General features: G+C 68.7%; 22 protein-coding genes and 1 pseudogene. 6 read left to right on the top strand and 17 right to left on the bottom strand.

Annotated features, from left to right (window positions below; genetic code table 11):
* Positions 1-2 precede the first annotated feature (2 nt).
* Positions 3-2,282 (bottom strand): telomere-associated protein Tap, encoded by a 2,280-nt coding sequence (gene tap / locus ABD858_RS35950; protein WP_345045768.1) that lies wholly within the window; start codon positions 2,280-2,282, stop codon positions 3-5.
* Positions 2,283-2,560: 278 nt separating this feature from the next.
* Here tap and ABD858_RS35945 point away from each other — a divergent pair, with 278 nt between their 5' ends.
* A complete protein-coding gene (locus tag ABD858_RS35945; RefSeq protein ID WP_345045767.1) occupies positions 2,561-3,403 on the top strand; it encodes a DUF4231 domain-containing protein in 843 nt (280 codons plus the stop codon).
* Positions 3,404-3,413: 10 nt separating this feature from the next.
* On the opposite strand, the gene ABD858_RS35940 is transcribed toward ABD858_RS35945, so the two are convergent.
* The 4 genes from ABD858_RS35940 to ABD858_RS35925 form a co-directional block, all read right to left on the bottom strand.
* A complete protein-coding gene (locus tag ABD858_RS35940; protein ID WP_345045764.1) occupies positions 3,414-3,644 on the bottom strand; it encodes a hypothetical protein in 231 nt (76 codons plus the stop codon).
* 694 nt (positions 3,645-4,338) lie between these two features.
* A complete protein-coding gene (locus ABD858_RS35935) occupies positions 4,339-4,473 on the bottom strand; it encodes a hypothetical protein (protein WP_345045761.1) in 135 nt (44 codons plus the stop codon).
* A gap of 560 nt (positions 4,474-5,033) precedes the next feature.
* Positions 5,034-5,705: a hypothetical protein gene (locus tag ABD858_RS35930; RefSeq protein ID WP_345045759.1), complete on the bottom strand. Its 672-nt coding sequence runs from the start codon at positions 5,703-5,705 to the stop codon at positions 5,034-5,036.
* Entirely contained in the window at positions 5,702-6,304 is a 603-nt protein-coding gene (locus tag ABD858_RS35925; protein WP_345045756.1) for a sigma-70 family RNA polymerase sigma factor, read from the bottom strand. Before ABD858_RS35925 ends, ABD858_RS35930 begins: the two co-directional genes overlap by 4 nt.
* A 562-nt stretch (positions 6,305-6,866) precedes the next feature.
* Between ABD858_RS35925 and ABD858_RS37110 the strand changes: the two genes are divergently transcribed.
* Entirely contained in the window at positions 6,867-7,196 is a 330-nt protein-coding gene (locus tag ABD858_RS37110; protein WP_425586373.1) for a hypothetical protein, read from the top strand.
* A 92-nt stretch (positions 7,197-7,288) separates the two neighbouring features.
* A complete protein-coding gene (locus ABD858_RS35915) occupies positions 7,289-7,657 on the top strand; it encodes an HIT family protein (RefSeq protein WP_345045754.1) in 369 nt (122 codons plus the stop codon).
* Positions 7,658-7,742: 85 nt separating this feature from the next.
* On the opposite strand, the gene ABD858_RS35910 is transcribed toward ABD858_RS35915, so the two are convergent.
* The 4 genes from ABD858_RS35910 to ABD858_RS35895 all read right to left on the bottom strand — a co-directional run bounded on the left by ABD858_RS35910 (position 7,743) and on the right by ABD858_RS35895 (position 9,822).
* A complete protein-coding gene (locus ABD858_RS35910; protein ID WP_345045751.1) occupies positions 7,743-8,195 on the bottom strand; it encodes a hypothetical protein in 453 nt (150 codons plus the stop codon).
* Between the two features lie 328 nt (positions 8,196-8,523).
* The gene (locus ABD858_RS35905) at positions 8,524-8,745 is read right to left on the bottom strand and encodes a hypothetical protein (protein WP_345045749.1); all 222 of its coding nucleotides are present in this window, start codon (positions 8,743-8,745) and stop codon (positions 8,524-8,526) included.
* 273 nt (positions 8,746-9,018) lie between these two features.
* Entirely contained in the window at positions 9,019-9,333 is a 315-nt protein-coding gene (locus ABD858_RS35900) for a hypothetical protein (RefSeq protein WP_345045747.1), read from the bottom strand.
* 90 nt (positions 9,334-9,423) lie between these two features.
* Positions 9,424-9,822, bottom strand: coding sequence for a hypothetical protein (locus tag ABD858_RS35895; RefSeq protein ID WP_345045744.1), 399 nt, complete (start codon positions 9,820-9,822; stop codon positions 9,424-9,426).
* A 219-nt stretch (positions 9,823-10,041) separates the two neighbouring features.
* Between ABD858_RS35895 and ABD858_RS35890 the strand changes: the two genes are divergently transcribed.
* Positions 10,042-11,322, top strand: a complete 1,281-nt coding sequence (locus tag ABD858_RS35890; RefSeq protein ID WP_345034137.1) for an MFS transporter — start codon at positions 10,042-10,044, stop codon at positions 11,320-11,322.
* 475 nt (positions 11,323-11,797) lie between these two features.
* Here the strand turns inward: ABD858_RS35890 and istB are convergent, their stop codons facing one another.
* Both istB and istA read right to left on the bottom strand, forming a co-directional pair.
* Positions 11,798-12,562 (bottom strand): IS21-like element helper ATPase IstB, encoded by a 765-nt coding sequence (istB, locus tag ABD858_RS35885; protein ID WP_425586302.1) that lies wholly within the window; start codon positions 12,560-12,562, stop codon positions 11,798-11,800.
* 53 nt (positions 12,563-12,615) lie between these two features.
* Positions 12,616-14,298 carry an IS21 family transposase gene (gene istA, locus ABD858_RS35880; RefSeq protein ID WP_425586134.1) on the bottom strand — a complete coding sequence of 561 codons (1,683 nt, stop codon included), beginning with the start codon at positions 14,296-14,298 and terminating at the stop codon, positions 12,616-12,618.
* Between the two features lie 229 nt (positions 14,299-14,527).
* Between istA and ABD858_RS35875 the strand changes: the two genes are divergently transcribed.
* Positions 14,528-14,689 (top strand): hypothetical protein, encoded by a 162-nt coding sequence (locus tag ABD858_RS35875; RefSeq protein ID WP_345045741.1) that lies wholly within the window; start codon positions 14,528-14,530, stop codon positions 14,687-14,689.
* A gap of 516 nt (positions 14,690-15,205) precedes the next feature.
* Positions 15,206-16,321, top strand: coding sequence for a three-Cys-motif partner protein TcmP (locus tag ABD858_RS35870; RefSeq protein WP_345045738.1), 1,116 nt, complete (start codon positions 15,206-15,208; stop codon positions 16,319-16,321).
* A 13-nt stretch (positions 16,322-16,334) separates the two neighbouring features.
* Here ABD858_RS35870 and ABD858_RS35865 read toward each other — a convergent pair whose 3' ends face one another.
* The 6 genes and pseudogenes from ABD858_RS35865 to ABD858_RS35840 all read right to left on the bottom strand — a co-directional run bounded on the left by ABD858_RS35865 (position 16,335) and on the right by ABD858_RS35840 (position 24,370).
* Positions 16,335-17,102 carry a DUF5131 family protein gene (locus ABD858_RS35865; protein WP_345045735.1) on the bottom strand — a complete coding sequence of 256 codons (768 nt, stop codon included), beginning with the start codon at positions 17,100-17,102 and terminating at the stop codon, positions 16,335-16,337.
* 193 nt (positions 17,103-17,295) lie between these two features.
* Positions 17,296-18,153: a DciA family protein gene (locus ABD858_RS35860; protein ID WP_345045732.1), complete on the bottom strand. Its 858-nt coding sequence runs from the start codon at positions 18,151-18,153 to the stop codon at positions 17,296-17,298.
* A gap of 9 nt (positions 18,154-18,162) precedes the next feature.
* Positions 18,163-19,602, bottom strand: a complete 1,440-nt coding sequence (locus ABD858_RS35855) for a helix-turn-helix domain-containing protein (protein WP_345045730.1) — start codon at positions 19,600-19,602, stop codon at positions 18,163-18,165.
* Positions 19,603-20,345: 743 nt separating this feature from the next.
* Positions 20,346-21,515 carry a helix-turn-helix transcriptional regulator gene (locus ABD858_RS35850; protein WP_345045727.1) on the bottom strand — a complete coding sequence of 390 codons (1,170 nt, stop codon included), beginning with the start codon at positions 21,513-21,515 and terminating at the stop codon, positions 20,346-20,348.
* A gap of 205 nt (positions 21,516-21,720) precedes the next feature.
* Positions 21,721-22,922, bottom strand: a pseudogene (locus ABD858_RS35845) (dihydrofolate reductase family protein).
* A gap of 26 nt (positions 22,923-22,948) precedes the next feature.
* A complete protein-coding gene (locus ABD858_RS35840) occupies positions 22,949-24,370 on the bottom strand; it encodes a helix-turn-helix domain-containing protein (RefSeq protein WP_486389252.1) in 1,422 nt (473 codons plus the stop codon).
* Positions 24,371-24,484: the final 114 nt, after the last annotated feature.

Here is a 24,484-nt window from a genome sequence, read left to right as displayed (position 1 = left end):
GCTTACTCTCCTTCGTCCAGGACAGCGTCGTGGTCGTCGCCCTTGATGTGGCGGGCGGGGTTGTAGCCCTGTTCCAGCAGGTCCACGGCCCAGGACATCTCCTGCGTGCCTTCCAGCTTGACCAGGCCCGGGGTCGGGCCGGGGCGGAAGACGCCGGGGATGGTGGTGCCGTCGGCGCCGCGCGGAAGCAGGTCGAGCGGACTGGGGCTCGCCGACGGGTAGACGACGCAGTCCGAGAGGACTCCGATCGGGTAGAGGCCGGTCGCCCGGGCCATGTTGGCAATCTTGCGGTGCATGTTGACCCGGGCCTTGGAGATGACCGCGGCGCGGATGTCCGGGCGCCAGGCCGGGCGGTTCAGGGCGGGCCAGCGCTCGCCGTCCTTGTAGTGGCGGCCCTGGGGGCGCTCGCGGAGCTTGCCGACGCCGCCCTTGACGGTCGCCTTGATGGCCTTGAGGACCATCTCGACCATCTGGTGCCGGGCGAGCGTACGCGCAAGGGCGTCGTTGTCCATGCTGGCCAGGGTGTGAAGGTCGGCGGGGTCGGCGAGGAGCAGACCCATTGCGCGGGGCTGGGACTCGCGGATCGCGGCGCGCAGCTCGTCCGGGCCGGTCAGCTGGACCCGGGCGGCGGCCAGGTGCCGGACGGCGTCTAGATCTGCGGGGTTGGCACCCTTCAGCAGCTGGTGGCGGGCCATGGCCGCGAGGAAGCCGGGCTCGCCGAGGTCGGCGGTAATGCCGATGTCGGCGAGGGTGGTGACGTAGGCGTCCTTGAGTCGGTCGTGCCACGGGTCCAGGAACGCGCCGGTCTCGCGCCGGATGAACGCCTTGATCGGAGCGACGTCGTAGCCGAGCTCGACGGCGTACGCAACGGTCGGCGTGGCGTACCAGGCCGGGCCTTCTGGGCGCTGGCCGGTCGGCGTGAACGGGCTGGGCAGGCGCGGGTCCAGGTCGATGTGGGAGAGGTCGACCAGCCAGGTGCCAGGGATCTTCTTGTCGAACACTGGCCGGTGGACCTCCTCCGGCCCGCTCAGGCCCACGGGCAGGCGGGCCGCGGCGGCGAGGAACGCGGTGTTCAGGTCGAGGCCCACCGCCCAGGGCAGCAGGCACTCCTCATCGGAGAGCAGCTTCGGGTCGCGGACCCACTGGTACGCCTCCTCGTCGATGAACCCTTCGGTCCAGCCCTGGGCGACCGGGTGCTCGGGCGGGGCCTCCGGCGGCGCCGGGTCGATCGGGTCGGTGCCGAGGGAGCCGGGGTTGTGGCCGGGCTTGTACTCGCCGGTGGTCTCGTCCTTCACCGCGCGGGTCGGCGGCCGCAGGCTCGTCATGAGCTCCAGCCCGTTGACGGCCGTGGAGCCGCGCGGTGTGATGACGCGCTGGGCGTAGACGCTCAGGACGCGGGCGAGGTCCGCCGGCGCGAGGTCGGCGGCGTCGCCCCAGAAGCGGTTGTCGAGCGCGTCCCACGGCAGGATCGCCAGCTGCACGCACTGACGCTGCGAGCCCTTGGCCTTGCGGTAGATCCGCGCCCAGGGGCCGAAACCGCGCTGGGTGAGTTCCCACTTGGCCTTCGAGATCTGCTTGACGACCGGATGGTCCTCCGACAGTCGCAGGCCGCGCCGGTCCTCCAGGCGGGCGGGGAGGCCGAACTTCTCGGCCGCCGATGCGGTGAGCACGATGAGCGGGTCGGCATCCTGCCCGTGCCGGTGCAACCGGGGGGCGCCGATCCCGGACTCGGCCAGCGTCCAGTCGACCAGCTGCGGGATCGTCTTCGCTGGGCACTCCAGGACCAGCCCGCCCACGCAGTACGCGCTGCCGTCGCCGTCCAGTACCGCGAGCGGTCCGTGGGGGAACTGCGGGTCCGTGGTTGGCCGCTTCGCCGGGGCGGCCTTGCGCACCGGGCGCCGGGACGACGCACGCTGCGCGGGCTCAGGCTTCGGTGCGGTCATGGGAACCGGGAGCACCACAGGCGTAGGGGCGAGCGGCTCGGTCGGACCGGTGAACGTCTCGAGCACCGCCTCGTCCTGGGCGTCGGGCTCGGCCGGGTACTTCGCTGCCCAGCCCTCCAGCAGCCGCAGGTATGCCTGTCGGCGCGGCGGTCGGGGCTCGGAGCGGCCGTTCTCCCAGTTCTTCACCGTCTGCGTCGTCGTCTGCAGGGCTTGGGCGAGTCGGGATTGCGGGATGCCGGCGGCCTCACGCAGCCGGGCCCGCTCGGCAGGCGACGGCAGGTCGGGCTCACCTTCCAGCAGCGCGTCCACTGCCGCGAACAGCTCTTCCTCGGTCGGCATGCTTCACCTCCACCCTGAACACTACCAGTCTTTACCCTCAGATTTGCAATAGCCTTAGCCTTGAAATTACCCGTGAAATTGAGGTGTTGGCCATGCCTGACCGATGCGCGCAAGGCCGGATTCGCTGACAGCGCCGGAGCCCTCATGGCAAGGTCAGCGGGGATCGTGAACTGACTTCGGGCGAGGGGGAGTTCGTGGCGGCGCGGATGCGGGAGGCTCCGTTCCCGACGAAGCGTTCGCCCGCTGACTGGGGAGGATGCCGCGCAGTGGAGCGCAGTATGGACGACGATGCCCGCAGCCGCCTGGACAGAGCAAGCCGGCGCTTGCTCTTCGATACCCGTAACGAGGTAAGGACCGCGGAGGCTCAGCTCACCCGGCGTCTGGGCATCGACCGGGCTGTGCGCATCGCTGTGACGGTCGGAATCACCGTGCTCCTGACTGGTGTCTGCGGAACCGTCCTGACCTGGGAGTCTTCACGGTTTATCAAGGGCGACATCATCTGCGGCACCGTGGCAGCGCTGTGCGTCGCCACCATCGTGTTCATCACCGATGGAGCGCTCAAGAGTCGGGGGGAACTCAAAGCGGATCTTGAGGAGAGCCGGGAATCGTTGCGCCGGCTCAGCGCGCACGAACACCCGCCGCTGTCCGAGCGGCGTCTGCTGTACCGGGAGGACACTGCCGGCATCATCGAGCAGTACCAGGCCGACAGCCGGAAATACCGCCGCGTCCACAACAGCCTGCAGTCCCTCATCATGATCGGATCAGCCGCCACCACAACCATCGCTGCCCTGGAAACAGGCAAGGAGCTGACCTGGCAGAGCATCGCCCTTACCGGGATCAGCTTCGCCATTACCCTGGCCGCGGCCTTCACCGGCTACTACAAGTACCGCGAGCGGAGTTACTTCCTCCAGCAGACCGCCGACGCCATCGAGGAAGAGGCCAATGCCGTCGCACTCGGTGTCGGCCCCTACAGCGAGTTCGGCACCGACCAGCAACAGGAGGCCCTCAAGCTGTTCACCCAGCGCGTCGAGGACCTGCGCAATGAACAGCGTCGCCGTCAGCAGCAGCTGGACCAGCCCGCCGACCAGGCCGCGCCCTCCGGTCAACCGCCGGCAGCCTGACGGCGAATTTCTACCGGCGTTGGCGGCCGCCGCCACTGAGGTGGCGGGAGAGGATGTCCCGCCTCGCCTGGTGGGATCCGGCGGGCAGCGCGCACTCGGCACCCGGCTTGGCGTGGCATACCAGGCAGGAGATCTTCATCAGCTTGTAGGCAGGCACCAGGCTCGCGGCTCCCCGGCCCGTCCGGCGATCCTCTTCCCGCCGTGCCTTCTTGGCTTTCGCAGCCGCCTTGCGTTCCTTCACGATCGGCATGATCTGTCGTGGTCGTGCTCCCGCTGGACCGCTTCGCCGCCCAGCTCCCCCGGGTTGGTGCAGTCCTGGCCAGCCTTCGCGCCGCCGGCCCGCACTCGCCGGGCAGATGGCCGGAGACGGCCGTTCAGGCTCTGCTTCCTCTGCCCCTCCTTGAACTCCCCGTCGCAGCTGCCGCAGTTCTCCTCCGACCGCCGGGGCCTGACTCAGGCGGGGTCCTACGAGCCCCGCGACAGCCGCGGGGCCAGGGCCGGCCGGGTCTCGTGGGTTCCGTCGCGGCGCACGATGGTGACGTCCGAGGCCGGCGGCCGGTCGTACGCTGGGAGCTGCGGTGCGGCAACGTCACCTCGAAATGACTCCCGGTGAAAGTGGCGCAGCCAGTCCTCACCCGCGACGTACCCTGACTGGGACCGACCGGTCACCTGACGCGGCCGCGCAACCGTGTTCCTGGTTCTGCGCGGCTGTGCGGTGCCGCCCAGGAGCTGGAGCCGCTGTTGCACGGCTTCGACCACGACGCCGACACGAGCCGCTCACCACGCCAGGCTCTGTGGACTTGCCCAGGGACTGCCGCCGGCTTCCTGTTGGCGATGAAGAAGGGGATCGAGTTGTGCTCGAACCGGCTGCGCTCCCCACTGGAACAAGGCGATGGCCCCCGCCGGGACGGGGGCCATCATCGATCTGTTCGCAGTCAGTGGCGATTCTGGAACCAGATGATCACCAGGCTGACGGCGCCGCTGCCGAGGCTGTACGACGCCCCTTGGATTACCTGCCGGTGAACCGTCCGGCCGTACTTTCGCGGCCATTCCCGCAGGTAGCTGGCCATACGGGAAAGTGAAGTCTTCATCTTGCTACGCTGCACTTGGCACCCTTCTTACGAGAGATACGTGGGTTGGTGTCGCGCAGGGAGCCCCTCCCGACGGTTGGCCTTGGAAACCGCGTCGGGGATGGGCTCCTTTCGCTTTGGATGAGTGTAGTGAGGCTGACCGACTGTCAGGGCAGGCCAACACCTGTTGAGGTCCCGTGCGGACACAACGGTCATCGTCGTTTTCGTACCGCTTCGTATCGCCACGTCTTTTCCCGTCCTTTCACGTCCTTTCAGGTCGCGCTTCGCCCCCACAGCCCGGTGCCTTGTGACCTTCGGCACATACGTGGTGCAACGGGTACGACGGCTCGTGACCCGGCGCTCCGAACTGAGATCAGAGCCATGGTGGTTCGTCCTGCACCGCCCCACCACGGGAAGGCCGGCCGCGCGATACAAGCGTCCCTGGCACGGCTGCCCATAGAACTCCTTTCGGTCCGGGGCGGTGGAATGTACGTCCGGCTCCGCCGTTTCACAAACCGAGTTGGCGGGTGCCTTGGGGGAGTCCCTCAGCGCCGGGGCCGTCAGCGGCGGGTGACCTCGTGGAGCCGGTCGGCGAGGCGCCGGTCGGGGCGCTGGACGATGATGCAGGACCCGGTCTTCGCGGTGGCCAGGCGGTCGACCTCCATCTCGAGCCCTCCGGTGGGGGCGCTGGCGAGGCTGAAGCCGGTCCTGCGGACGTACGTTGCGACGGCCTCCAGGGTGGCGAGGAAAGTGCCGTCGGGGGCTTCGGAGTCGAGGACGTCGTCGGTGACCACATGCAGCCAGTGCCGTGCCTCCCTCGTCTCGCCGAGGGCGAGGTGGTGCAGGTGCAGGCAGTAGGCGGCGGCGCGATGGCCGGCCCCGGCGGCGAGCTGCCACCAGAACTGGGCGCTCTCGCGATGGTCGGTCAGGTAGAGGAGGCAGGCGAAGACGAGGACGCCGTCGACGTCCAGGCGGCCGTCGTCCTCGGGGGTTTCGGATTCCTGGGCGAGGCGGTCGACATGGTTGGCGGCGTCGGGCTTGTTGAGGATCCAGCGGCACACCACGGACAGCCGCTGGCCGGCCTGGGCAGCGCGGACGGTGTCCGGGTGCGGCTTGGCCGCGACGGCGGCCGCGTCGGCCGCGAGGCGGCGCAGCGCGGCGCCGACGTCGAAGCCGTCACGCGGACCGGTGGGGATACGGGCGTTGGCCAGAAGTTCATCGATGACGGTCATTGTCCTGCCTTCTTGTTCTTGCCGGGCGCCGCGGGCAGGCCGAGCCGGATGCGGAGGCGTTCCTTGCCTTTGCGGCCGTGGTAGTCGACGGTGCGGGTGTCCAGGCCCATGTAGCGGGCGATCCGCCTGGTGGGGTAGCCGAGCAGGTGGCGCAGGACGATCACGGTGAACTGGCGGGTGGGCAGCTCCAGGATCGCCTCGTACAGGCCGCTGGCACTGCTGTTGAGTTCCAGCTGGCTTCGGACCGCCTCGAGGTTCTTTGCTATCGGACCGTTGATGAGGAAGGCTGGCGGTCGTCCGTCCTCTTCGAGGCGGCGGGTGACGCCGCGGTGCAGCACGGCGAGTGTCTGCTGCTCCAGGTCGCCCTGCTGCAGCAGCTCGTCCCAGCCTCCGAGGATCTCCAGGAACACCTGGTGGACCACCTGTTCGGCGGTGCGTCGGCTGCCGAGGTGGATCTCCGCGAAGTCGTGGAAGAACTCCTGGTGCCCGAGATAGAAGCCCTCGAAGTCGAGGGGCAGATCGGGGGGCGGGGCCTGGACGGGCTGGCCGTGGCCGCCGTCCTGGGGCGATACGTCAGTGGTGACGTCGCCGTTGCCCATGCAGTCCTCCAGGCGGTGAGCACCGGTCCCCTCCATTGAGGCCGGCGGGTTCGGACGCGGGCCAACTGGTCCGCGTGAGCGCCCCGTTGGGTCGGGCTCTCACGCCCCACCCTGTCGTTTTTCCGGTCCTGAAACTCATGCGCCCCCCGAGAATTGTGACTTTGCGATCTTCTTCATAAACGGAACGTGATTACGGCGCTGGGTCGCGCGTTCGAATATGGGGTGTGGGCTGCGGCGATGCAGGCGGGCTGAAAGTTTCCATTTCAAGAATCGTCGGACTCGTGGCATAGCTCACACTGTGCTCGTCACTGCGTGGACATCTCGTGAAGCACAAGCCACCACAGGTGGCCGTCTGTGCGCACAACCGATCCGCCGTCACCCGTCCGAGTGGGGTGTGCCGCTGCTGCCCCCAGTGCCTGCGAGCCCTCGCCGGAAGGTGCCGGGCGATGATGTGACCTACCGCCCGGGCGGGTGAGCCGACGGCCGAATCCTGCACTGGAGGCGACCGTGGCCGCTACAAAGACCGCGAACCTGTTGATGATCTTCGAGAGGAACCCTGCCCGTGCGTCTCCCCCGCGCCGTCGGCACCGCGGCCGCCGTCGTCTCCACGCTCACCGTTCTGCTCACCCCGGGCGCCGCGCACGCCGACGACACGATCGCTCTGCCCGTCCGCGACGCCCTCACCAGACTCGCCGTCCAGGACGAGGACCGCACCGGCTACGAGCGCACCAAGTTCCGCCACTGGATTGACGCCGACCGCGACGGCTGCAACACCCGTGCGGAGGTGCTGATCGAGGAAGCCGTCACCGCCCCCGGACAGGGCGCGAACTGCGCACTGACCGGCGGCTCGTGGAGATTGGCCGAGGGTCGCCGGGTTCTCGCTGTCCAGTAAGCGTGTCGGTTACCGAAGCCGTACGGCGGTGGGCGCGAGTTCGTGCTTAGGATCGCTCCTGAGGAAGCATCGAGCTCGAACAGGATCGTGACGTGACTGACTCCGGCTGTGTGTTCTGCGAGATCGTTTCCGGGCGGGCGCCGGCCACCGTGGTACGGGAGTGGGGCGACGCGCTCGCGATCGTTCCGCTCGGTCCGGTCGTGGAGGGGCACACGCTGGTCATTCCCAAGCAGCACGTGGCCGACTTCGGTGAGGACCCGGAGGTGTCGGCCGTGACGATGCGACGCGCGGCCGAACTTGCTGCCGGCGACGCTCCGATGAACATCATCACTTCGCGGGGCCGGGAGGCCACGCAGTCGGTGTTCCACCTTCATCTGCACCTGGTACCCCGGCGAGAGAACGACGGCCTGGCGCTGCCCTGGTACAGCGGGCATACGCGCCGCCGCACGGTACGCGGCTGAGTCGCCCGCGGCGATCAGCCCCAGGCTGGATCGGTGACCTGGTCCCGGCTACGGAGCGTTGGCAGCAGCTATACGAGCGGGTCCCCTACGAGACGGGGTTCTGATCGAGCCAGTCCGACAACTCGTGGGCGGAGCCGAAGACGTCGGGCCGGTTCGTGCCGACGGCCGTGGCCCCCTTGTCCTCCCCTACAGCGATGCCCTTCTCCATCTTGTCGATCAGCGCGTACGCATCCGTCCAGAACTCCGGGCCCACGGACTTCTCCGCGTTCATCGCCTTCCGCAGGGTGCGCGCGGGCTCCATGAGCGCTTGCATCTGCTCCCAGCACGTCCCTGGCTCCGCGTCGGTGCAGCCGCCGGTCGCGTCGAACTCCTCCACCGCGGCCTTGAACGTGCTCGTGGCGTCCACCACGCTCACCGTCTTCACCGCCGCCGGCTTCGCGGTGCTCGTGCCGTCCGGGCTGCTGCAGCCGCCCACGGCCGCCACGGTCACGACCGTGACCAGCGCACCAACTGTCTTCCCCCACCTGAATCTCCCCATGACCGGGGATCATGCCACGGCCGGCAGCCGGTGACGCCGGCTACAGGGGAAGTGGGGACCGCCGCAGCGCACTGCGGAGTTCGCTGACTTGCTAGTCTGAACGTGTCGGGAGCAACGTTTCTCACGAGCAACATTGCTCCCGAGATCAGGAAGTCAGGAAGAGAAACAGGAAGCATCGGCCAGGTCCGCGCGTGCGTAGTGTCCGGCCGTCGCAGCCAAAAAGAAGGTCGACCGACCCCCTCCGGCTGCAACCTAAGGAGTCGGCGACCCTTCATCCACGTCACCGCAGAGTGGCAACGGCCCGGCGCCTACCGGGCCGTTCTGCGTTTCAGAACCGGCTGGACAGCCATTCGAGGATCTGCCGGACGACTTCGTCTCCGATCGCCGCAACGAATCCCATGGCCACCACAGTGGCTGCCTCACTTCCCAACCGCTTGAAGCGGTCGGCCCTGCTGTGACGCTCTGTCTCCTCCCCAGCCTCGCCGCTCTCCCCAGAGTCTTCCGGTTCGTGCGGCTCCGGCTCGGTGCCGGTGGCGTTGGTCGTCGACATTGCGTCTCCTCGTGTTGCGCACGCCCGGACAAGCCTGGAGGGTGACCCGGGGCGTGCGCCGGGGGCACCCGCTCAGCCTGTCCGTTCGATCGAAGAGGGCTCCAGCTTAGAGCGCACGAACCTCCGGATGAAGGGACATCCGAGGCCTGAACTGCTCAGCAATACCACGGGAATTCAGGAGTTGAGCCGCAACATCGGCCTGGGGCCCGTCCCTTGCCCAATCAGTCGAGCCACCAGAACACCTAGGTCAAGGGCAAGTAAAATCTCTGTGGCCTACTTCGGGCCCGACTGCTTGGCGAACATCCACCTGGCCGAGCGGACCAGGACCGCGACGCATATGGCGCACGCTCCCGCCGCGACGAGCGTGACGACCAGGCCCGCGAGCAGCATCAACCCGATGCCCGCGCCGGCGAAGCCGATCGCCACGTACCGGACCCACGGGTCGGCCTGCTTGATGACGATCTGCTGCACCGGGGCCTGGCCGTGCCCGTGGCCGTACTGGCACGCCCCAGCCTGGTACCGGTCCACGGGGTAGTGCTGTGCCATCGGCCGGTAGACGTTCGACGGGATCACAGGCTTGCGGGGCATGCGGGGTTCTCCTCGTTCGTGGCGGGGGTGTCGGGGGCAGGGGTGTGCTGGGCGGCGGTGAGGACGAAAACGACGGCGCGGTCGCGCTTGTCAGGGGCCTCCTCCACCCACCCGTCGGCGACCCACTGCGACAGCCACGGGCCGATGGATGTGTGAGGGCAGCTTGTTCTCCGGGATTCGGGAGCCGTCCGGGAACGTGGGGACCACAGTGAGGACTGGCCGGCTGCCGTGCGGACCGCCACCGCCGGACGGAGGCGTCGGCGGCTCCGGGTCGGGGTCGGGCTCGGGGTGCGGCCGTACGTCCTCGGCGGCGCCATCGTCAGCGGCGGGCGCGTGCTCGAGCGACGTCTCGTGGATCTGCTGCTCGGTGATCCAGTAGCAACGGCCCTCGTTGGGCTCGATGTACCGCTCGGACGACACCATCGTTTTGCCCGGGAGGTCGAGCTCGTCGAGACGCCAGCTGATTTTGGCGGGGTGAACGGGAGCCACTGCATCGGTGGGATTGGGAGCCACTTTGCTCCGTCCGTGACGAGGATGGATCCGTCACAGGTTCATGATCGTCAATGAGATCGGGAGCCACCCCTATCGGGTGATGCCAGTACCTGTTTCTGATCTCAGCTTTGAAGTGCGTCCGGTGGCGGCCTGATTACGGGGTGGAGGGTGATCCGATTCACTACGCTGAGCGCTTTCGCACCTCAGGAGGTTCGGTTGGTACGGCGGAGCACGCTCGGGCAGGACTTCCGGCGGCTGTGGGGCGCCTACGCGGTCAGCGCAGCGGGCAGCGCCGTCGGCATGGGGGTGTTGCCGCTGATCGCCCTTCTGGTGCTGGGTTCCTCGGCGTTCCAGGTTTCTGTGCTCGCTGCGTTGTCCGCGGTGGCCAGTGCGGTGATCGCTCTACCGCTCGGTGCGCGTATCGAGCATCAGTACAAGCGGCCGGTTATGATCACCGCCGACCTGGCACGCTGTGTGCTGCTGGCGAGCATTCCGGTCGCCATGGCTTTCGACAAGCTCACCTTCGCCCAGTTGTGTGTCGTCGGCGTTCTTCAGACGGCGGCGTCTGTCGCCTTCGACGCGGCGAGCGGGGCACACCTGAAGGCACTTGTCCTGCCCGAGCACCGCCTTCGTGCCAACAGCCACTTCGAGACAACCAACTGGATCAGCGTCAGCGCCGGCCCGCCCATCGGCGGGCTCCTGATCGGAGCACTGGGCGCGGCCGCCACCCTGGTGGTCGACGCACTGTCCTTCCTCGGATCAGCCCTGGGGATCCGTCGCATCCGGCAGCCAGAACCAGTGCCACCGGCCCGCGCCGCCACCGCTCACCTGGGCCGCGACATCGCGGCCGGCTGGCAATACCTCCTGCGCCACCCAGGACTGCGGCCGCTGTTCTTCAACGCCCTGCTCTTCGGCGGATCCATCATGATGGCCTCACCGCTGATGGCCGTCCTCATGCTGGAAGACCTCGAACTGGCACCGTGGCAATACGGACTTGCTCTGGGGCTGCCGTGCCTGGGCGGCGTGCTGGGCTCACGTCTGGCCCCGCTGCTCACCCGGCACTTCGGACAGCGTCGCATTCTGCTGCTGTCCGGTGTTGCGCGCACGCTCTGGACGATCCTCATGCCTCTGACGCCGTCCGGTGCCCTCGGCGTGTTCGTCATCGTGGCAGCCGACTTCGGCCTGCTTCTCTCCGCCGGGGTTTTCAATCCGTCTTTCACCACGTATCGGATGGCGGCCACACCGGACGCCTTCATGTCCCGCGTCAGCACCTCCTGGTCTGTCGGCTCGAAGACATGCCAGGCAGCCTTCATGATCATTGGTGGCCTCATCGGCGCCGCAGCCGGGGTCCGCGGCGCCCTGCTCATCGCCGGCCTGCTGTGCATGGCGAGCGCGCTGCTCCTGCCATGGCGAAAAGCACGCATCTCCACCGGGCATGTTCCAGCGCCCACGATGGAAGCGGTTCCGTCCCCGGCCACGGATAGTCCATCCACGTAGTGGTTTTGCCGGACTGCAGTGACGCGACTTTGTCGGGAGTGGGAGAAGTGATGCTTGGGACCGCAGTCCGGTGGGGCTGTGCCTGGAGGCAGTCGTGCGGCCCGATCGTTGCCGGGCACGGCCCGGTGGAGCGGTGCGCGATCAGTCAGGGAAGACCCAGAATTCGTCTGCACCCCGGTAGGCTCCCGCGGTCTCGAATGCTTGGCGGCCTGGAAGGGCCAGGATGGTGCGGATTGTTGCGCCGTGGTGGCAGTCGAGCAGGCCACCGCATCGGCGGGATCGGGAGCCATGGCATCGGTAGCCACCTCTAATGGGTGACGTCACGCTCGGGGGCGTGGAGTGTCCGCCGTGATTCGGCGGTGGATGGCGATAGCTTGTGTGTCACCGGGCCCTGTCGGTCCGTGTCCCTGACAGGCACGGTGCGAAAGGGCCCGGCTCCGTTTTCCGGCGAGTGTGCGGCCGGGGCGGCACGATGTCAGATCGAGCGTTCGTCGCAGGTGGCCTGGAGCCGGTAGGACTCGGTGCCGGTCTGGATCAGGCTGCAGCGGAACGTGATGCGGTCGGCGATGGCCGCGCAGAGCCGGCGGTCGCCGAAGGTCTTGTCCCACTCGGCGAACGGGGAGTTCGTGGCGACCGCGGTGGCCTTGCGTTCCTCGCGTTCGGTGAAGATCTGGAACAGCAGCTTGGCGCCCTTCTTGTCCAGGTTCGCGTAGCCGAACTCGTCCAGGCAGAGCAGGTCGACCTTGGTGTAGCGGGCCATGAGCGAGGACAGCCGTCTGGCCGCCTCGGCTTCGGCGAGCTCGTTCACCAGGGCCTGGGTGGTGATGTAGCGGACGGACAGTCCGGCCTCCGCGATCGCGGTACCGACGCCGATCAGTAGGTGGGACTTGCCAGTTCCGGAGTCACCGATCAGCACCAGCGGACGGCCCTCACGGACCCAGGACGTGGACTTCAGATCGGCGACGACTTCCGGGGAGACGTTGGGGTTCTTGTCGAAGTCGAAGTCCTCCAGCCGCTTGGGCCGGGGGAATTTCGCCGCGCGGACGAGCCTTTGCTGACGGCGGACGTCGCGGTCGGCGACCTCGGTCCGCAGCAGGTCCAGGAGGAACTGCTTGTAGGTCGACTGCTTGCGCCGGGCGTCGGCGGCCAGCTCCACGAACCGTTCACGGAACGCGGGAAGCCGCAGGTCCCGGCAAGCTTCGTCGATCGCCGCGTCCTCGGGATCGCCGGGCAGCGGCATCCTGGTGGGCGGGACCTGCTCGGCCGCAGGGGCCTCGGCCGTCTTGGTGGGGCTCATGCGCTCGTGCCTTTCTGCTGTTTCCTCGGCGGTGCCGGCGGCGCAAGCAGCCGGTCGTACTTGGACATGTCCGGCAGCTGGGTGCGTGGATCGGGCGGCAGGCGCCGGGCGTGCAGGGAGATCACCTTCGCGCCCTCGTCCGCCGTGCCGCCGGCCTCCGCGTCGCCGTCCTGGTCGTCACAGGCATCGGCCTCGGTGCCGTCGGCCTCGTCGAGGTCGCTGTCCTCGATCGCCTTGCGGGCCTCGATGGCCACCAGGTCGGGATTGACCGAGCCGACCTTGACGACCGTGGCCATCCCTGCGACGACGGCTTCGGCGGGCAGCTGACGGTGCAGTAGCAGCACTTCGATCAGCAGCCGGGTGCCGTCCCTGTCACCGCACTTGGCCTTGGCCGCGGCCCAGAACGCTTCGTGGGTCTTGGTGAAGGTGCCTTCGGCCCTGGCTTGTGCGAGGGCCGAAGCCCCGGCGAACGCGCCGGGGCGCACCAGCAGGATTTCCAGGTAGTGGTCGAGGATGTCGTGGGCGGTGTATCGGCGCGTCAGCCGCGGGTGCCGAGCGACGATCTTGCGGCCGTCGAAGACCAGAAGCTCGTTGGCCCGCAGTTTCACCCGGACCTTGGCGCCGATAAACTTCGCCGGCACCGAGTAGTAGCTCTGACGGACCGTGATGCGACCGTTGCGCTGGACCACCGGTGTCAGGTCGATCCCGCAGTCGTATCCGTCCGCAGGCAGGGGCCGCAGCAGCTCGCGCTCGGCTTCGAAGTCGAACCCGATCGAGGTCGGACGGCCATGGACGTGCCGGGCATCCTCGGCCAGATCGATCGCGGCCAGACGCTCGTTCAGCTCGGCCAGCGTCTCGACCTCGGGCGGCGGGACCAGGTGCTTGCGGCGGAACCGCCCGCCCTCGTGCTCGACCCCGCCCTTCTCGTGGGCGCCTTCCTCACCAGGGGTGCAGTAGAACGCCGAGAACGAGTACCACGACCTGAACGCCGCCCACCGGGCCGTCTCCGTGCGCGAACGGCCAAACAGCACCTGCTTGACCGCTGGCTTGAGATTGTCATAGCGAATGTGGACCGTCGGGCAGCCGCCCAGCGCCTCGAACGCCTCGACGTGCCCTTCCAGGAAAGCCTCCTGCGATGCCGTCGCATAGACGCGGTGCACCGCCTTGCCCGAATACGACATCCGCAGCGTGAACAGCACGCACTTGCGCCGCTGCCCGGCCAGGTCCAGCCAGACGTCCGCAAAGTCGACCTCGGCCTCCTCGCCCGGCTGCTTCGTCTGCGGAACAACACCCTCCAGATGCCGGCGCCCCTCCCTGGCCTCCAAGACCAGCTCCGGACGCCGTCTGGCCATGTAGTCACGCACCGTCGTGTAGGAGGCGAGCTCGAAGTCGTGCTCAGCCGCCAGCCGCTCCATCACCCGGCTGATCGTGTGCTTCTGCTTGCGCGGCGCCGCCAGGTCCTCCCGCAGCATCGCGTCGATGAAGCCCTTCACCGGCTCCAGCACACTCGCCCGGGGCGGCGGCTTCTTCCGCTTCGGCGGCACCGGCTGGGTCAACGCCTTCGCCACCGTGTTCCGCGACACCCTGTACCGCTGGGCCAGCATCCGCCCCGACACCGACGGGTCCACACGCTTGTCCCGGCGGATCCGCTCAAAGATCCACTCACGCGACCTGTACACACGGATCTCCTGACACGACCGTGATCAACAGGCAAAGCGTGAAGGGCCAAACAGCCCATGCCTTTGATTACTCCATCAGCGGCATGTCATCCGCTCAACCCCCAGGTGGCTCCCAAACTCGCCGATGTACCCCCGGCTCCCGAACAACCTGCCCTACCTGCTCTCAAAGACCCCGATAGAAACACGCCAGCCCTATTCCTCACCCCTGCCGAGACGAAAGGCCCCCCCGATGACCACCGACCTTGAGCACGTCGAGGTCGTCGACGCCGAGCTGGTCGACGATGGCGTGCCCGCCGAAGGCGCGGTCGGGGCGTACAACCCGGCGGCGGCCGCCGTCCTCAAGGCGCTGGAGTCGGATACAGGGCACCTGAACCGCATCCGGCCGAAGTAGACCCGGGACGGCTACGCCCGGGACTGGGAGGTCTGGGAGGAGTTCCACGTCTGGCTCGCCGAGCGGACCGGCACCCGTGGCGTGGCCGACGCCGCGGACTTGGCGCAGGTGCTGCTGATCCGGTCCGACGCTGGGGCTGCATGCGGCGGGGCCATCGTTCTCGGTGTTGCCGAGGTCAGGTGACGGGCTTCCAGAAAGGCAGCTTCGATAGAGACGGTCCGGGGGCCGGACCGGAACGTGAGCCGGCTGAGGCGCGCCTGTTCTCCTACGGACGGGGTGGGTCAGCGCAGGCGAGGCGTTTCGCGCCACGCCGTCTCAGAGGGATCGGCTCGCTTCGTTCCAACCGTTTTGCTGTGCCGGAACGTCGCTGCCGCTCTGTTCCGCTGGGCTCGCGCGGCACGGGACTGTCGAAGGGCCGGGCGCGGCATGTCCAGGCGGGCGCGAATGCGCTCTGGCGTCTGACAGGTACTCAGCGGACAATCTGTGCCACATTCTGTTGTCCGAGGGGGGGCCGGCATGGGTGTTCTGTGGCCGTTGGAGCCAGCTACGGCAGCGAAGCATCGGTTGTACCAGCGGTATCTCGACGCCTGGTGGCCGATCCTGCTGCAGACCTCCCAGCGCACCGGATACGCCCGGCCCCGAGTGACGCTGCTGGACGCGTTTGCCGGCCCCGGCCGGTACGAGGGCGGCGAACCCGGCTCCCCGGTGTTCATCCTGGACCGGCTCCTGCACCACACCGCCGTCGACCGGATGCATCTCAGTCCTCGCAGGGTGCACCTGGTCTTCATTGAGAAGGACCGGGCCCGCCACGAACATCTCCTGTCCGAGCTGACGGACCGGTTCGGGAAGCTGTCCGACCTGCCGGTGCGCGTGGAGGTCCGGCGCGGGGAAGCCGGCCGGGACAGCCTGCCCGTGCTTACCGAGCTGGGAGCCTGGGGCCACCCGATCCTCGGCATCTTCGACAGCTGGGGCAGCGTGAACGTGCCGCTGGAGGTGACACGGCGGATCGCCCGCAACCGCTCCAGCGAGGTCATCACCACCTTCGGTCCCAACTGGTTCAGCCGCCGCGAGGAACTGAACGCGGACATCCTCGATGCGGTCTTCGGCGGCCGCGGGTACTGGACGCCGGCCGCCGACGAAGCCCGGCCCGATGAACGGTGGCGTGCGTGGCTGGGTACCTACCGCAGCGCGCTGCGCCGGGCCGGCTTCGGCTACCAGTTGCAGTTCCGGCTCGTGCCCCGCACCGGGCAGCACCTATACCTCGTCTTCGGCACCGGCAGCGACGCGGGACTGAGGGCAATGAAGGAAGCGATGTGGAAGGTCGACGACCGCGACGGCGAGAGCTTCCAGGACCCCCGCACCCGCGGAGCCGAAGCGGTCGGGCAGCTCGACATCTTCCAGGCCGCCGGGGCCTGCGACCCGGAACTGCTGGAGCTGGTCACCCAGCGCCTCGCGCTCGGCAACGCCACCGTGGAGACCATCGGGCAGTGGCTGCTGACCGAGACGTCCCGCTGGATGCCCACCCACGCTCTGAAAGCAGTGCGGCAGATGCGGCAGGACGGCTCCGCCGTGGTCCAGTCGACGGGCAGACTGACCAGCAAGAGTTTGGTCAGCCTGCCCGCCGCTGCCTGAAATGGCGCGCCGGTCAGACGGGAGCGCTGTCCCTGACCTGCGGGTACTCGCGCACCTGCAGGCCGGCGGGGAACCATGTGATGTCCTTGTGGTGCGTCCTGTCCCAGCAAGAGCCGAGCTGTTTGACGAACGGCGCCGTCCCGGAGCGCCGGCACCGGTTGACGATGTCAGTGGCCCACTCGGGCTGCATCGGCCGGGCACCGGGACCGGATTCACCGCCGACGATCGCCCAGTCGATGCCGGACAGGTCCAGGCCGGTGAGCGGACCGAGGAGCGGCTCGCACGACAGGAACCGCACGGCCGCCGGAACATGTCGCAGTTCGTCTACCCGCGGCAATTCCTTCACGGTCTCCACCGACACACCCATCCACAGGTTGGCCGGCCACCGAAGGCGGTCCGCGACCGTCCGCAGGCGCCGCGCCCGCTTGGTCAGGACCTGGTAGGTGTGCTGCGGCGTATCCGCGATCACTTCGAAGACTTGGCGCACGTAGTCGAGCGGCACCCGCGCATGGAACAAGTCGCTCATGGAGTTCACAAACACGGTGCGCGGGCTCTTCCAGCCGTACGGCACGCGCAGGGCATCCGGGTGCAGCGCCAGCCCGAACCCCGGGCCCGAGGTGCGCGGATCCCCGTCGTTCTGGTACTTCGCCGACCCCATCGCCTTCAGCCGCCTGGCCAAGGTGAGGGCATAGCAATGATCACAGCCGGCCGACACCCGGTCGCAACCCGTCGTCGGGTTCCAGGTCGCCTCAGTCCACTCGATAGAGCTGCGGTCGCTCACCGGTCCCCTCCCACGCTCGTGCCTACGACGCCACTGCAGTGGCCCACCCTCACGGTGCGCTGCCTAACGATGCCGTCCCGGCCGGAGTGCTGGGATGCGTACGCCGCTATCCGACCGCATCCGATCCCTTTCCACACTTTCATATTCGAACTTTCGTTTGAAATAGGGGTGGGGTGGTGACTTCCATCGCCGCTCATGCTGTCTGCGCGACCGGTCCGGCTTCCGGGCCAGCCGCTGACGCACCTGCCCGCTCCGCCCGGGCCCGGCGCAGCGCGGCAGCGTGGGAAGCACTGGCCTGACGGCGGCGCTGAGCCAGGGCCGTCTCAATCGGGGCAGGGGCATCGTCCGGCTCAGGAAACGCCTGACGGCTCAGCGCGCGCATCGCGGCGGTCTGCCGCTCCACCGCTTCCGTGATCGAGGCGTCGATGCGACTCGGAAGGGTGACTGCCCGGTGTACGGCAAGGGCCTCCTTATAGCCCGAGGACGCCGTCTCCCTCGTCTTCACCGGCGCACCGGGCATCGCTGCTGCCGCCGGGACAGGCTGCGGCGTACGAGGCGCGGGCGCAGCGCCGACCGGCAGAACCCTCACGGTGCGCACCGCGCCGGTGCCGACCGCGCTGTTCACCGTGGCGACGATCCGCGAGCTGATCAGCCGGAGCTGGGTGGCGTAGGCGGGCGAGTCCGGGCGCAGGTCCAGCTGCTTGGTCTCTGGGTGGAACGCGGCGGCCGTGACATGGCTCGGCAGCTGCGGGGAGACGGCGGCCGCGATGTCCGGCCAACGGTCCAGGACGCTGCCGCCGACGGCCGGGATGTCCCAGGCGCGGTCGGCCAGCAGGCCCTGGAGCACGGTGGCGAACCCGGTCGGCTCGCGGCCGTCGCGGCGCGCGGCCGCGGTGCGGGTGCGCCGCTTCGTCTTGCGGGTGCCGCCCTCGCCGCGGGTCTTGGCGGCCTCGCGGGCCTGGTGCAGCGCGACCCGGGCGAGGTCGACGCCGCACGGCTCCCCGGCGGCCGGGCCCGGCTGCTCCTGCTGGCTGGTGGTCGTCTCGGTCATCGTGGCCTCCTACCGGCGTCCCAGGGCCATCAGCGAGCTGCGGCTGCCGCTCGCGAGGCGAAGTGCGCGCTGCACCAGGTCAGCGCCGTAGATCCGCTCAGCGGCAGGACGCCCATACACGTCGACCGTGGAGGTGACGAGCGTGGTCTCGCCGCGCATGAACTCGCCCCAGGCTGTCGCCTTCAGGTCAGCCCGCTCGTCCTCGCTGAGGTCGTCGACGCCGGTCACGGCATCGGCGGCCACGACGTCGCCGCCGTCCTCGTACTGCTGCTGCGGGCGGGGGGCGAAGGCTTCGGCGACCAGGCGGCGGACCGACTTGCTGCGCGGCGCCTGCCAGTCACCCTCCCACTGCTGATGGCGGGCCTGCTCCGCGCGGCGGGAGTCCCGGTACGCCTGGACGGCGCGCGCCCGGCCCTCAGCGTTCGGCCACAGGGCCACCGCCCCCTTCAGCCGCCCGGCGAGGAACCCTGACGGCCGGTGCACCCGCTCCGGGGCATCCCCGCAGTCCAGGAACGCAATCACCTCATCGGTGGTCCAGCCTGCGTCCGCAACCTCGCGCAGGATCCAGGCGATCCGGGGCACCGAGGCCCGGCCCATCCACGGCACCCGGCGGACCAGCTCACCGGCCAGCTGGAAACGGCGCCCGACGCTGTTGAGCTTCCGGCGGCCGCGCTTGACCTTCTTCGGGGTGGGGGACTTGCTCTGCCCGCTTGCGAGCTTGCTCTCAGGGGGGAAGGAAGTAGTACCCGCAGTAGAGGCAGTTGAGGAACCACCCTCTATTGGGGTGCAACGGACCTCACCGGAAACAGCCGTCACACCCTGGTCAGCACCCTTGCGGGCACTCTTCGCCGCCGTCTTCGAGCGTGGCTTACGCACCTTCCGCGACGCCTTCTTCGCCAGCTTCGCCATCAGCTCCCGGCCGGCCGCGATGCCGGTCATCCGCCGCCCGATGCCCTCCCCGGCCGTACGGACGCCCAGCGCCACGTCGAACTCCAGCGGGATCATCCGGGCGAACTCTGACGCCTGCGCTGCCGCGCCCCGCACCCGGGTGCCACGCACGACGTACGCGAGCAGTCCGGCCTCCCGCAGCATCCCCAGGTGGTACTCCACCGACCGCTCCGACAAGCCGGTGCGGCGCACCAGGTAATCGATGCCCGGACGGCACGGCGACAGCTGCGCGAGCTCCTGGGCGACGCGCACGGTCGTCACGCCGAACGAGCGCGGCCCGTGCGAGCGGTACCGACGCGGGTCGTACAGCCCGGACCCGGCCACCCAGTGGACCGCCTGCATCCACGAGTAGCCGTCCAGCGCGACCCGCCCCGTCGACGTCGACAGCCACTGCGACGCCTCCGGTACGAACAACATCGGCAGCATGGCGGCCGCGGCGTCGTCGACCGACGCACGCGGAGTGGGAACCATCACAGCGGCCGACGCCGCCACGGCGCTCACAGAGCACCCCGGAGGGCAGCGATGGGCGACGGACAGTAGTCGAGCATCCCGCGATGCTGCGAGGCCGGGCCTGTGGACAGAGCCCGCGCGTCACGCCCGCCGGAAGCCCCGTTCTCGTAGGTTCCTACCGGAAATCCAATTTCCGGTTCGAGTTGCACAAAGCGACGCGAAAGCCGCACCCATCCCGTCATACGGGAAGCTCGCCGAGTCCGAACCGGGGTGAAACGGACAAGACCAAGCTGACAAGGGGACACCAGGTCGTGCACTATGGCGGGGACACCAACTTCCATAAGCAAGCTGACACAGTCCGCGGAGCGGGGTGGTCGGCGAGTGGATGTGAAGGGTGAGCGCCCCCTTCGTGAGAAGCGGGCGGACACCGATCGGGCGGGGGGAGATTTCTCCTCTCTTCTCGGTGGCGGTGAATCGCGAAGCCCCTGTGGTGGGGGCCCGCGAGACACCGGGCGGTGTGCGGGTAGTGCGCCGGCCGTCAGGCCGGGGTATTGCTCGGTGCACAGCCGGTGCTGCTGTGGCTGTGGTGGCCGCGGTTAGTGGCCGGTGGTGCGTTTGTGGCCCTGGTTAGGGGCCGGGTTGAAATGAGCGGCTCGGTGAGCCGCAGCTCAGGACCAGCGAGAACTGGGATCTGAGCGGCCGACGCGGGTGGTTAATCCGGTCGGTAGACGGGCCGCACGAGGCCAGCGGGTGGTAAGTCCGCTTCTCGGCGCGCGCGGCCGATGGCCATTAGGTCATCCCGATCCCCCTTCGGAGGCCGGCGTCGGCATGCCCTCATCCGGCTTCGCGGCATCGGGATACCGCTCCGCGAGCCGGTTGAGCAGGTGCATGTAGGCCGCACGGTGCGGGCGCCGGGGGTGGGTCTGCCCCAGCTCCCAACGGGCTACGGCAAGGCGCTTCACGCCTACGGCCTCCGCGACTTCCTGCTGCGTGAGGCCAGCCGCGAGGCGCAGCTTCGCGCGCACGGGCGGCGGCGGCAGGACGTCGTCCAGTAGGGCATCGACCCGCTTCAAGCGGTCCGGGTCGGTCACGGTGCAGCCTTTCAAGATCGATGATTTCCTGAAAGATACACGATGCGATCTCCATCCGGGAGAAGCCGTCACCGTGAACTGCAGTCCGGCAGGCGCGGCGACTTCAGCACCACGCTCTGCCGGAGTCGCTCCTTTGGCGCGGCCGTTAAGCTCGGCGATCGCCACGGCCCTGGTGGCCTTGCCCGCCGACGGCGGCTCTGCTGGCCGTCGACGCTCTTTGGGTACATCACCGACTGCCGCCAATTCGGCAGCGGCGACGACGTATTGCACGGCAGCCCGTCCTCTCGATTCGGGCACAAGTTGCTCAACGACTTGCAGTCGCCCCTCGTCCACTAGGAGAGTGACGTATTGGTCGACGACGAATGCCGAGCGGCCGGTCAGCGACCGAATTTCCTGCCTAGTGAACGGCTCCTTGCCGAGGCCCGCAATGACCTCCTGGAGCATGAGGCCGCGGGCGGTCTCCTCGTGGGGTTGGCCCAGATTGGTGGGCACGTATCTGTTGGAACCCACACGATTGACCAAACCCACGCTCTGCAGTTCGTCGAGTGCCGCATATACGTCGCGGGCGGCCCGGCCGTAGTGCCGTCCCAGCTCGACGGGTGTTGGGAGGAACCGAAACCGGTGGTAGCGCCCCGCGCGGAGGCCTGCTTTGAGGAGGGACTGGATGGTTTGCGCCGCTTCGCTGTGGGTGTCGGAGGCCGGGCAGTCGCGCGGCGCCTGATTGGCGCCGTTCTCGTCTGTGCGGTTGTAGAGAGGGGCCTCCCACCCGATTGTGGCTCTCTCGGCGGCTTCGGCCTCCCTGTGTGTCTCGTACCACGTCTCAGCACGACGCTGTACGGCCGGCCACCAACGTTTGTCTCCTTCGTGTTGCACGAACCGAGCCCGAGGAGAACTAGACAGACCTACATAGAGCAAAGTTCCGTGCGCGTCCCAGAGACGGTGTATAGCAGTTGGACCGGGATCCGGTGCGGAGCGGGACACTTCATTGCCTCCTCGGACGCGTCGGGGGCGAACCGGGCCTGATCATCTTCTGGGGCTCGCGTGCGTTACCTCGCCTTGCGCACCAATATGTGCTGCATCACCGATCACCGCCGACGAGGTGGCGGTTCGGCGTTTGTGCGGCGTCTGCGAGTTCTGGAAGTTCGACGACTGTGACGCCAGCGACTTGGAGGAGTTCTGTGCCGTCGGCTCCGAGCACGAAGGTGTCCGGCTCGCGCCAGGCGGTGACGACGCGGCGGATTCCGGAGTCTCGGATTAGCTGGGCACAAGGGACGGGCCGGGAGGCACGCCTGGCGCAGGGTTCGAGGGAGCTGTAGATCGTGGCGTTGCCGAGCCGGGGGTCGCCGGCCGGGAGCTTAGCGAGCGCGGCTTCCTCGGCGTGGTCGAGCGGGTCGTCTTCGCGGGAGTAGCCGCGGGCGAGCTCGGTTCCATCGGCGGCGACGATGACCGCGCCCACGGAGAACGCGGTCGTCGAGGGCGGGCAGAGGGTGGCGAGCTCGCAGGCGAGCGCGAGCCAGGCTCGGTCCGCAGAGTTGGGTTTACGGCCGATGCCGGGGGCGCTCGCGCTGGCGGGGGTGGTGCTCATCGGGGCTCCGTGGAGATGTCCTTGGGGGCGTACCGCAGGAGTACCACGTCGCCGATCTGGCGGGTCTCCAGGAGGCGGAGGCGCGCGGTGGGGCCGCCGAGGTAGTGGGCAGGGCCGAGCATGCGGACGGCGTCGGGCTGGCCGACGAGGAGCGGGGCGATGACGAGCTGGAGCTCGTCGGCGAGCGATTCGGCGAGTAGCTGGGTGTGGATGGCGCCGCCGCCCTCGACCATGAGTCGCTGGACGCCGTGTATGTCGCCGAGTACGTCGAGGGCGGTCTGCCAGGTGGCCTCGGTGGGGATGCCCTGGATGGTGACGAGGTTGCCGAGGTTGGCGTGTGCCCTCTCTGCGGCCTTGTTGCCGACGGCCAGGACGAGCTTCTCGCCTCCGTGGTGCCAAAACTTCCAGTTGGGGTCGAGGTCGCCGGTGCCGGTGATGGTGACCTTCAGGGGGTACTCCGGCTGACCAGCAGCGACCCGGGCCGCCCGACGCTCCTCCGAGTTGACTAGGAGGCGGGGATTGTCGGCCCGGAGGGTGCCAGCGCCGACGAGGATCGCGTCGACGCTCGCGCGTACGGAGTCGACGCGGTCGAAGTCGGCGGAGTTGGAGAGCAGGAGTCGGTCCTCGCCCGGGCGGGTGTCGAGGTAGCCATCGAGTGAGACGGCGGCGGACAGCAGGACGTACGGGCGAGGCACGGAGAGCTCCAAGGTGGTGGGCTGGGTCAGGCGGGGTGCAGGACGATTCGGTCGAGCGCGGCGCGGAACTCGACAACGCCGTCCTCCCGGGCGGCAGGGGCAAGTGCCTGGTCGAGACGGTCGAGCTGCCCGATGATCCGGGCGGATCCGGTCTCGGCGGCGATGCCGACAGCCTGCAGCCCGATCTGGGCGGCGAGCGGGATGTTGCCGGTGCCGGCGTGTGCGCGGGCGGCGCGGGCGAGGTAGACGCCGCGGTCGCGCCGGTAGGTGGGCGGGAGCGCGGCGATGGCGGTGTCGAAGCCGGCGGCGGCCTGCCCGTACTCGCCGAGCGCGGCGAGGGAGCGGGCGCGGGCGGTGCTGATGTACGCCTCGTCGAGCCAGGAGCCCCAGATGCCGTCGGATTCCGCGCGGCCGAGGAGCGTTAGCGCGGTGTCGTACGTGTTGAGCGCCTCGGTGCCGTCGCCGAGGACGGCGTGCGCGTGGGCTTGGTGCATGACAGCGATGACCTCGAGACGACTGCCCGGCCGCGCGGTGCGGCGGGCAGCGGCAGCGAGGCCGAGGGCGTCGGCGGGATGTCCAGTGTCGCCAGCCAGCTGGGCCTTGCGCCCGAGGATGTACGCGGTGAGGTCGGTGTCGCCCGTGATGTGAGACGCGTCCAGAGCCTTCGCGGTATGGCCTTGGGCGGTGCGCTCGTCGCCGATGTCTTGGGCGAGCCAGCCGGCCAGCTCCTCGTAGCGGGTCTCCAGCGCGAGGAGCGCTGCGGCGTCGGTGCCGCGGGAAGCGCGGCGGCGAGCGGCGAGCCGAGCGAGGTGCTGCTGGAGCGCTGGCAGGACGTGACGGGGGCCGATCAGGTTGTCGGTCTGGATCATCACCCGGCGGAGCTGCGCGAAGTGCTCAACGGGGGACGCCATGTCGGCGGTCACGGTTTCGGCGGTGGCCGTTGGGGCCGGGAGCGCGGTCGCGGCGAGTCCGGCGAGACCGGAGGCAAGGACGACGCGGCGGGGCACGGGCACGAACAGGATCCTTCCGTGGATGCGGCAGGGGGCGACGACCGTGTCCGTGTCGTCATCGTTCAAGCCTGCCTGTCCGGAGGTAGCCGTGACCAGGTCCGTCAATGATTCGGACACATGGAGCCTGGAAACGGACACATGCCCCTGGGGGGAATCACCGGTGTCGATGCGCTCCCATAACTCGACCAGTAACCCGCGGCCATTCAGCAGGCGGTCGAGCTCTTGGACCTCGGAGCGGTGCTTCGGTGCTCGCTTCCCGTTCTCCCATTTCCAAAGCTTGGAGTACGAGATGAAGGCCGCCTCCGAGAGGCTGCGTAGAGTGTGGCCGCTCCTCTCTCGGAGCTCCCGCACCGTATAGCCGAAGCGATCCAGGGGCGACGCCTCTGGGGTCAGGACGTTCGGCTTCTGCCCCACGCTGATCCCCCTCCATGTCTCCATTCGTTGTGTCCAGCCGCTGGACACATGTCAGACCTAGAACGCACTCCGCGTCCGGTCCTACAACTTTCGTAGCGAAGCCGAGAGCGACCGGGGAGTGATGGACATGCGAGGCAG

The organism is Streptomyces sannanensis (genome assembly GCF_039536205.1).
GTDB lineage: Bacteria > Actinomycetota > Actinomycetes > Streptomycetales > Streptomycetaceae > Streptomyces > Streptomyces sannanensis.
This window is presented reverse-complemented; position numbering and strand designations above follow the sequence as displayed.

Coding starts and splice junctions, on each gene's coding strand:
- ABD858_RS35875 (WP_345045741.1), top strand. CDS start 14,528: ATGACCACCGACCTTGAGCACGTCGAGGTCGTCGACGCCGAGCTGGTC.
- ABD858_RS35910 (WP_345045751.1), bottom strand. CDS start 8,195: ATGGGGAGATTCAGGTGGGGGAAGACAGTTGGTGCGCTGGTCACGGTC.
- tap (WP_345045768.1), bottom strand. CDS start 2,282: ATGCCGACCGAGGAAGAGCTGTTCGCGGCAGTGGACGCGCTGCTGGAA.
- ABD858_RS35860 (WP_345045732.1), bottom strand. CDS start 18,153: ATGACCGAGACGACCACCAGCCAGCAGGAGCAGCCGGGCCCGGCCGCC.
- ABD858_RS35840 (WP_486389252.1), bottom strand. CDS start 24,370: ATGGAGACATGGAGGGGGATCAGCGTGGGGCAGAAGCCGAACGTCCTG.
- ABD858_RS35925 (WP_345045756.1), bottom strand. CDS start 6,304: ATGGGCAACGGCGACGTCACCACTGACGTATCGCCCCAGGACGGCGGC.
- istB (WP_425586302.1), bottom strand. CDS start 12,562: ATGCCGCTGCCCGGCGATCCCGAGGACGCGGCGATCGACGAAGCTTGC.
- ABD858_RS35870 (WP_345045738.1), top strand. CDS start 15,206: ATGGGTGTTCTGTGGCCGTTGGAGCCAGCTACGGCAGCGAAGCATCGG.
- ABD858_RS35905 (WP_345045749.1), bottom strand. CDS start 8,745: ATGTCGACGACCAACGCCACCGGCACCGAGCCGGAGCCGCACGAACCG.
- ABD858_RS35900 (WP_345045747.1), bottom strand. CDS start 9,333: ATGCCCCGCAAGCCTGTGATCCCGTCGAACGTCTACCGGCCGATGGCA.
- ABD858_RS35935 (WP_345045761.1), bottom strand. CDS start 4,473: ATGGCCAGCTACCTGCGGGAATGGCCGCGAAAGTACGGCCGGACGGTT.
- ABD858_RS35945 (WP_345045767.1), top strand. CDS start 2,561: ATGGACGACGATGCCCGCAGCCGCCTGGACAGAGCAAGCCGGCGCTTG.
- ABD858_RS35930 (WP_345045759.1), bottom strand. CDS start 5,705: ATGACCGTCATCGATGAACTTCTGGCCAACGCCCGTATCCCCACCGGT.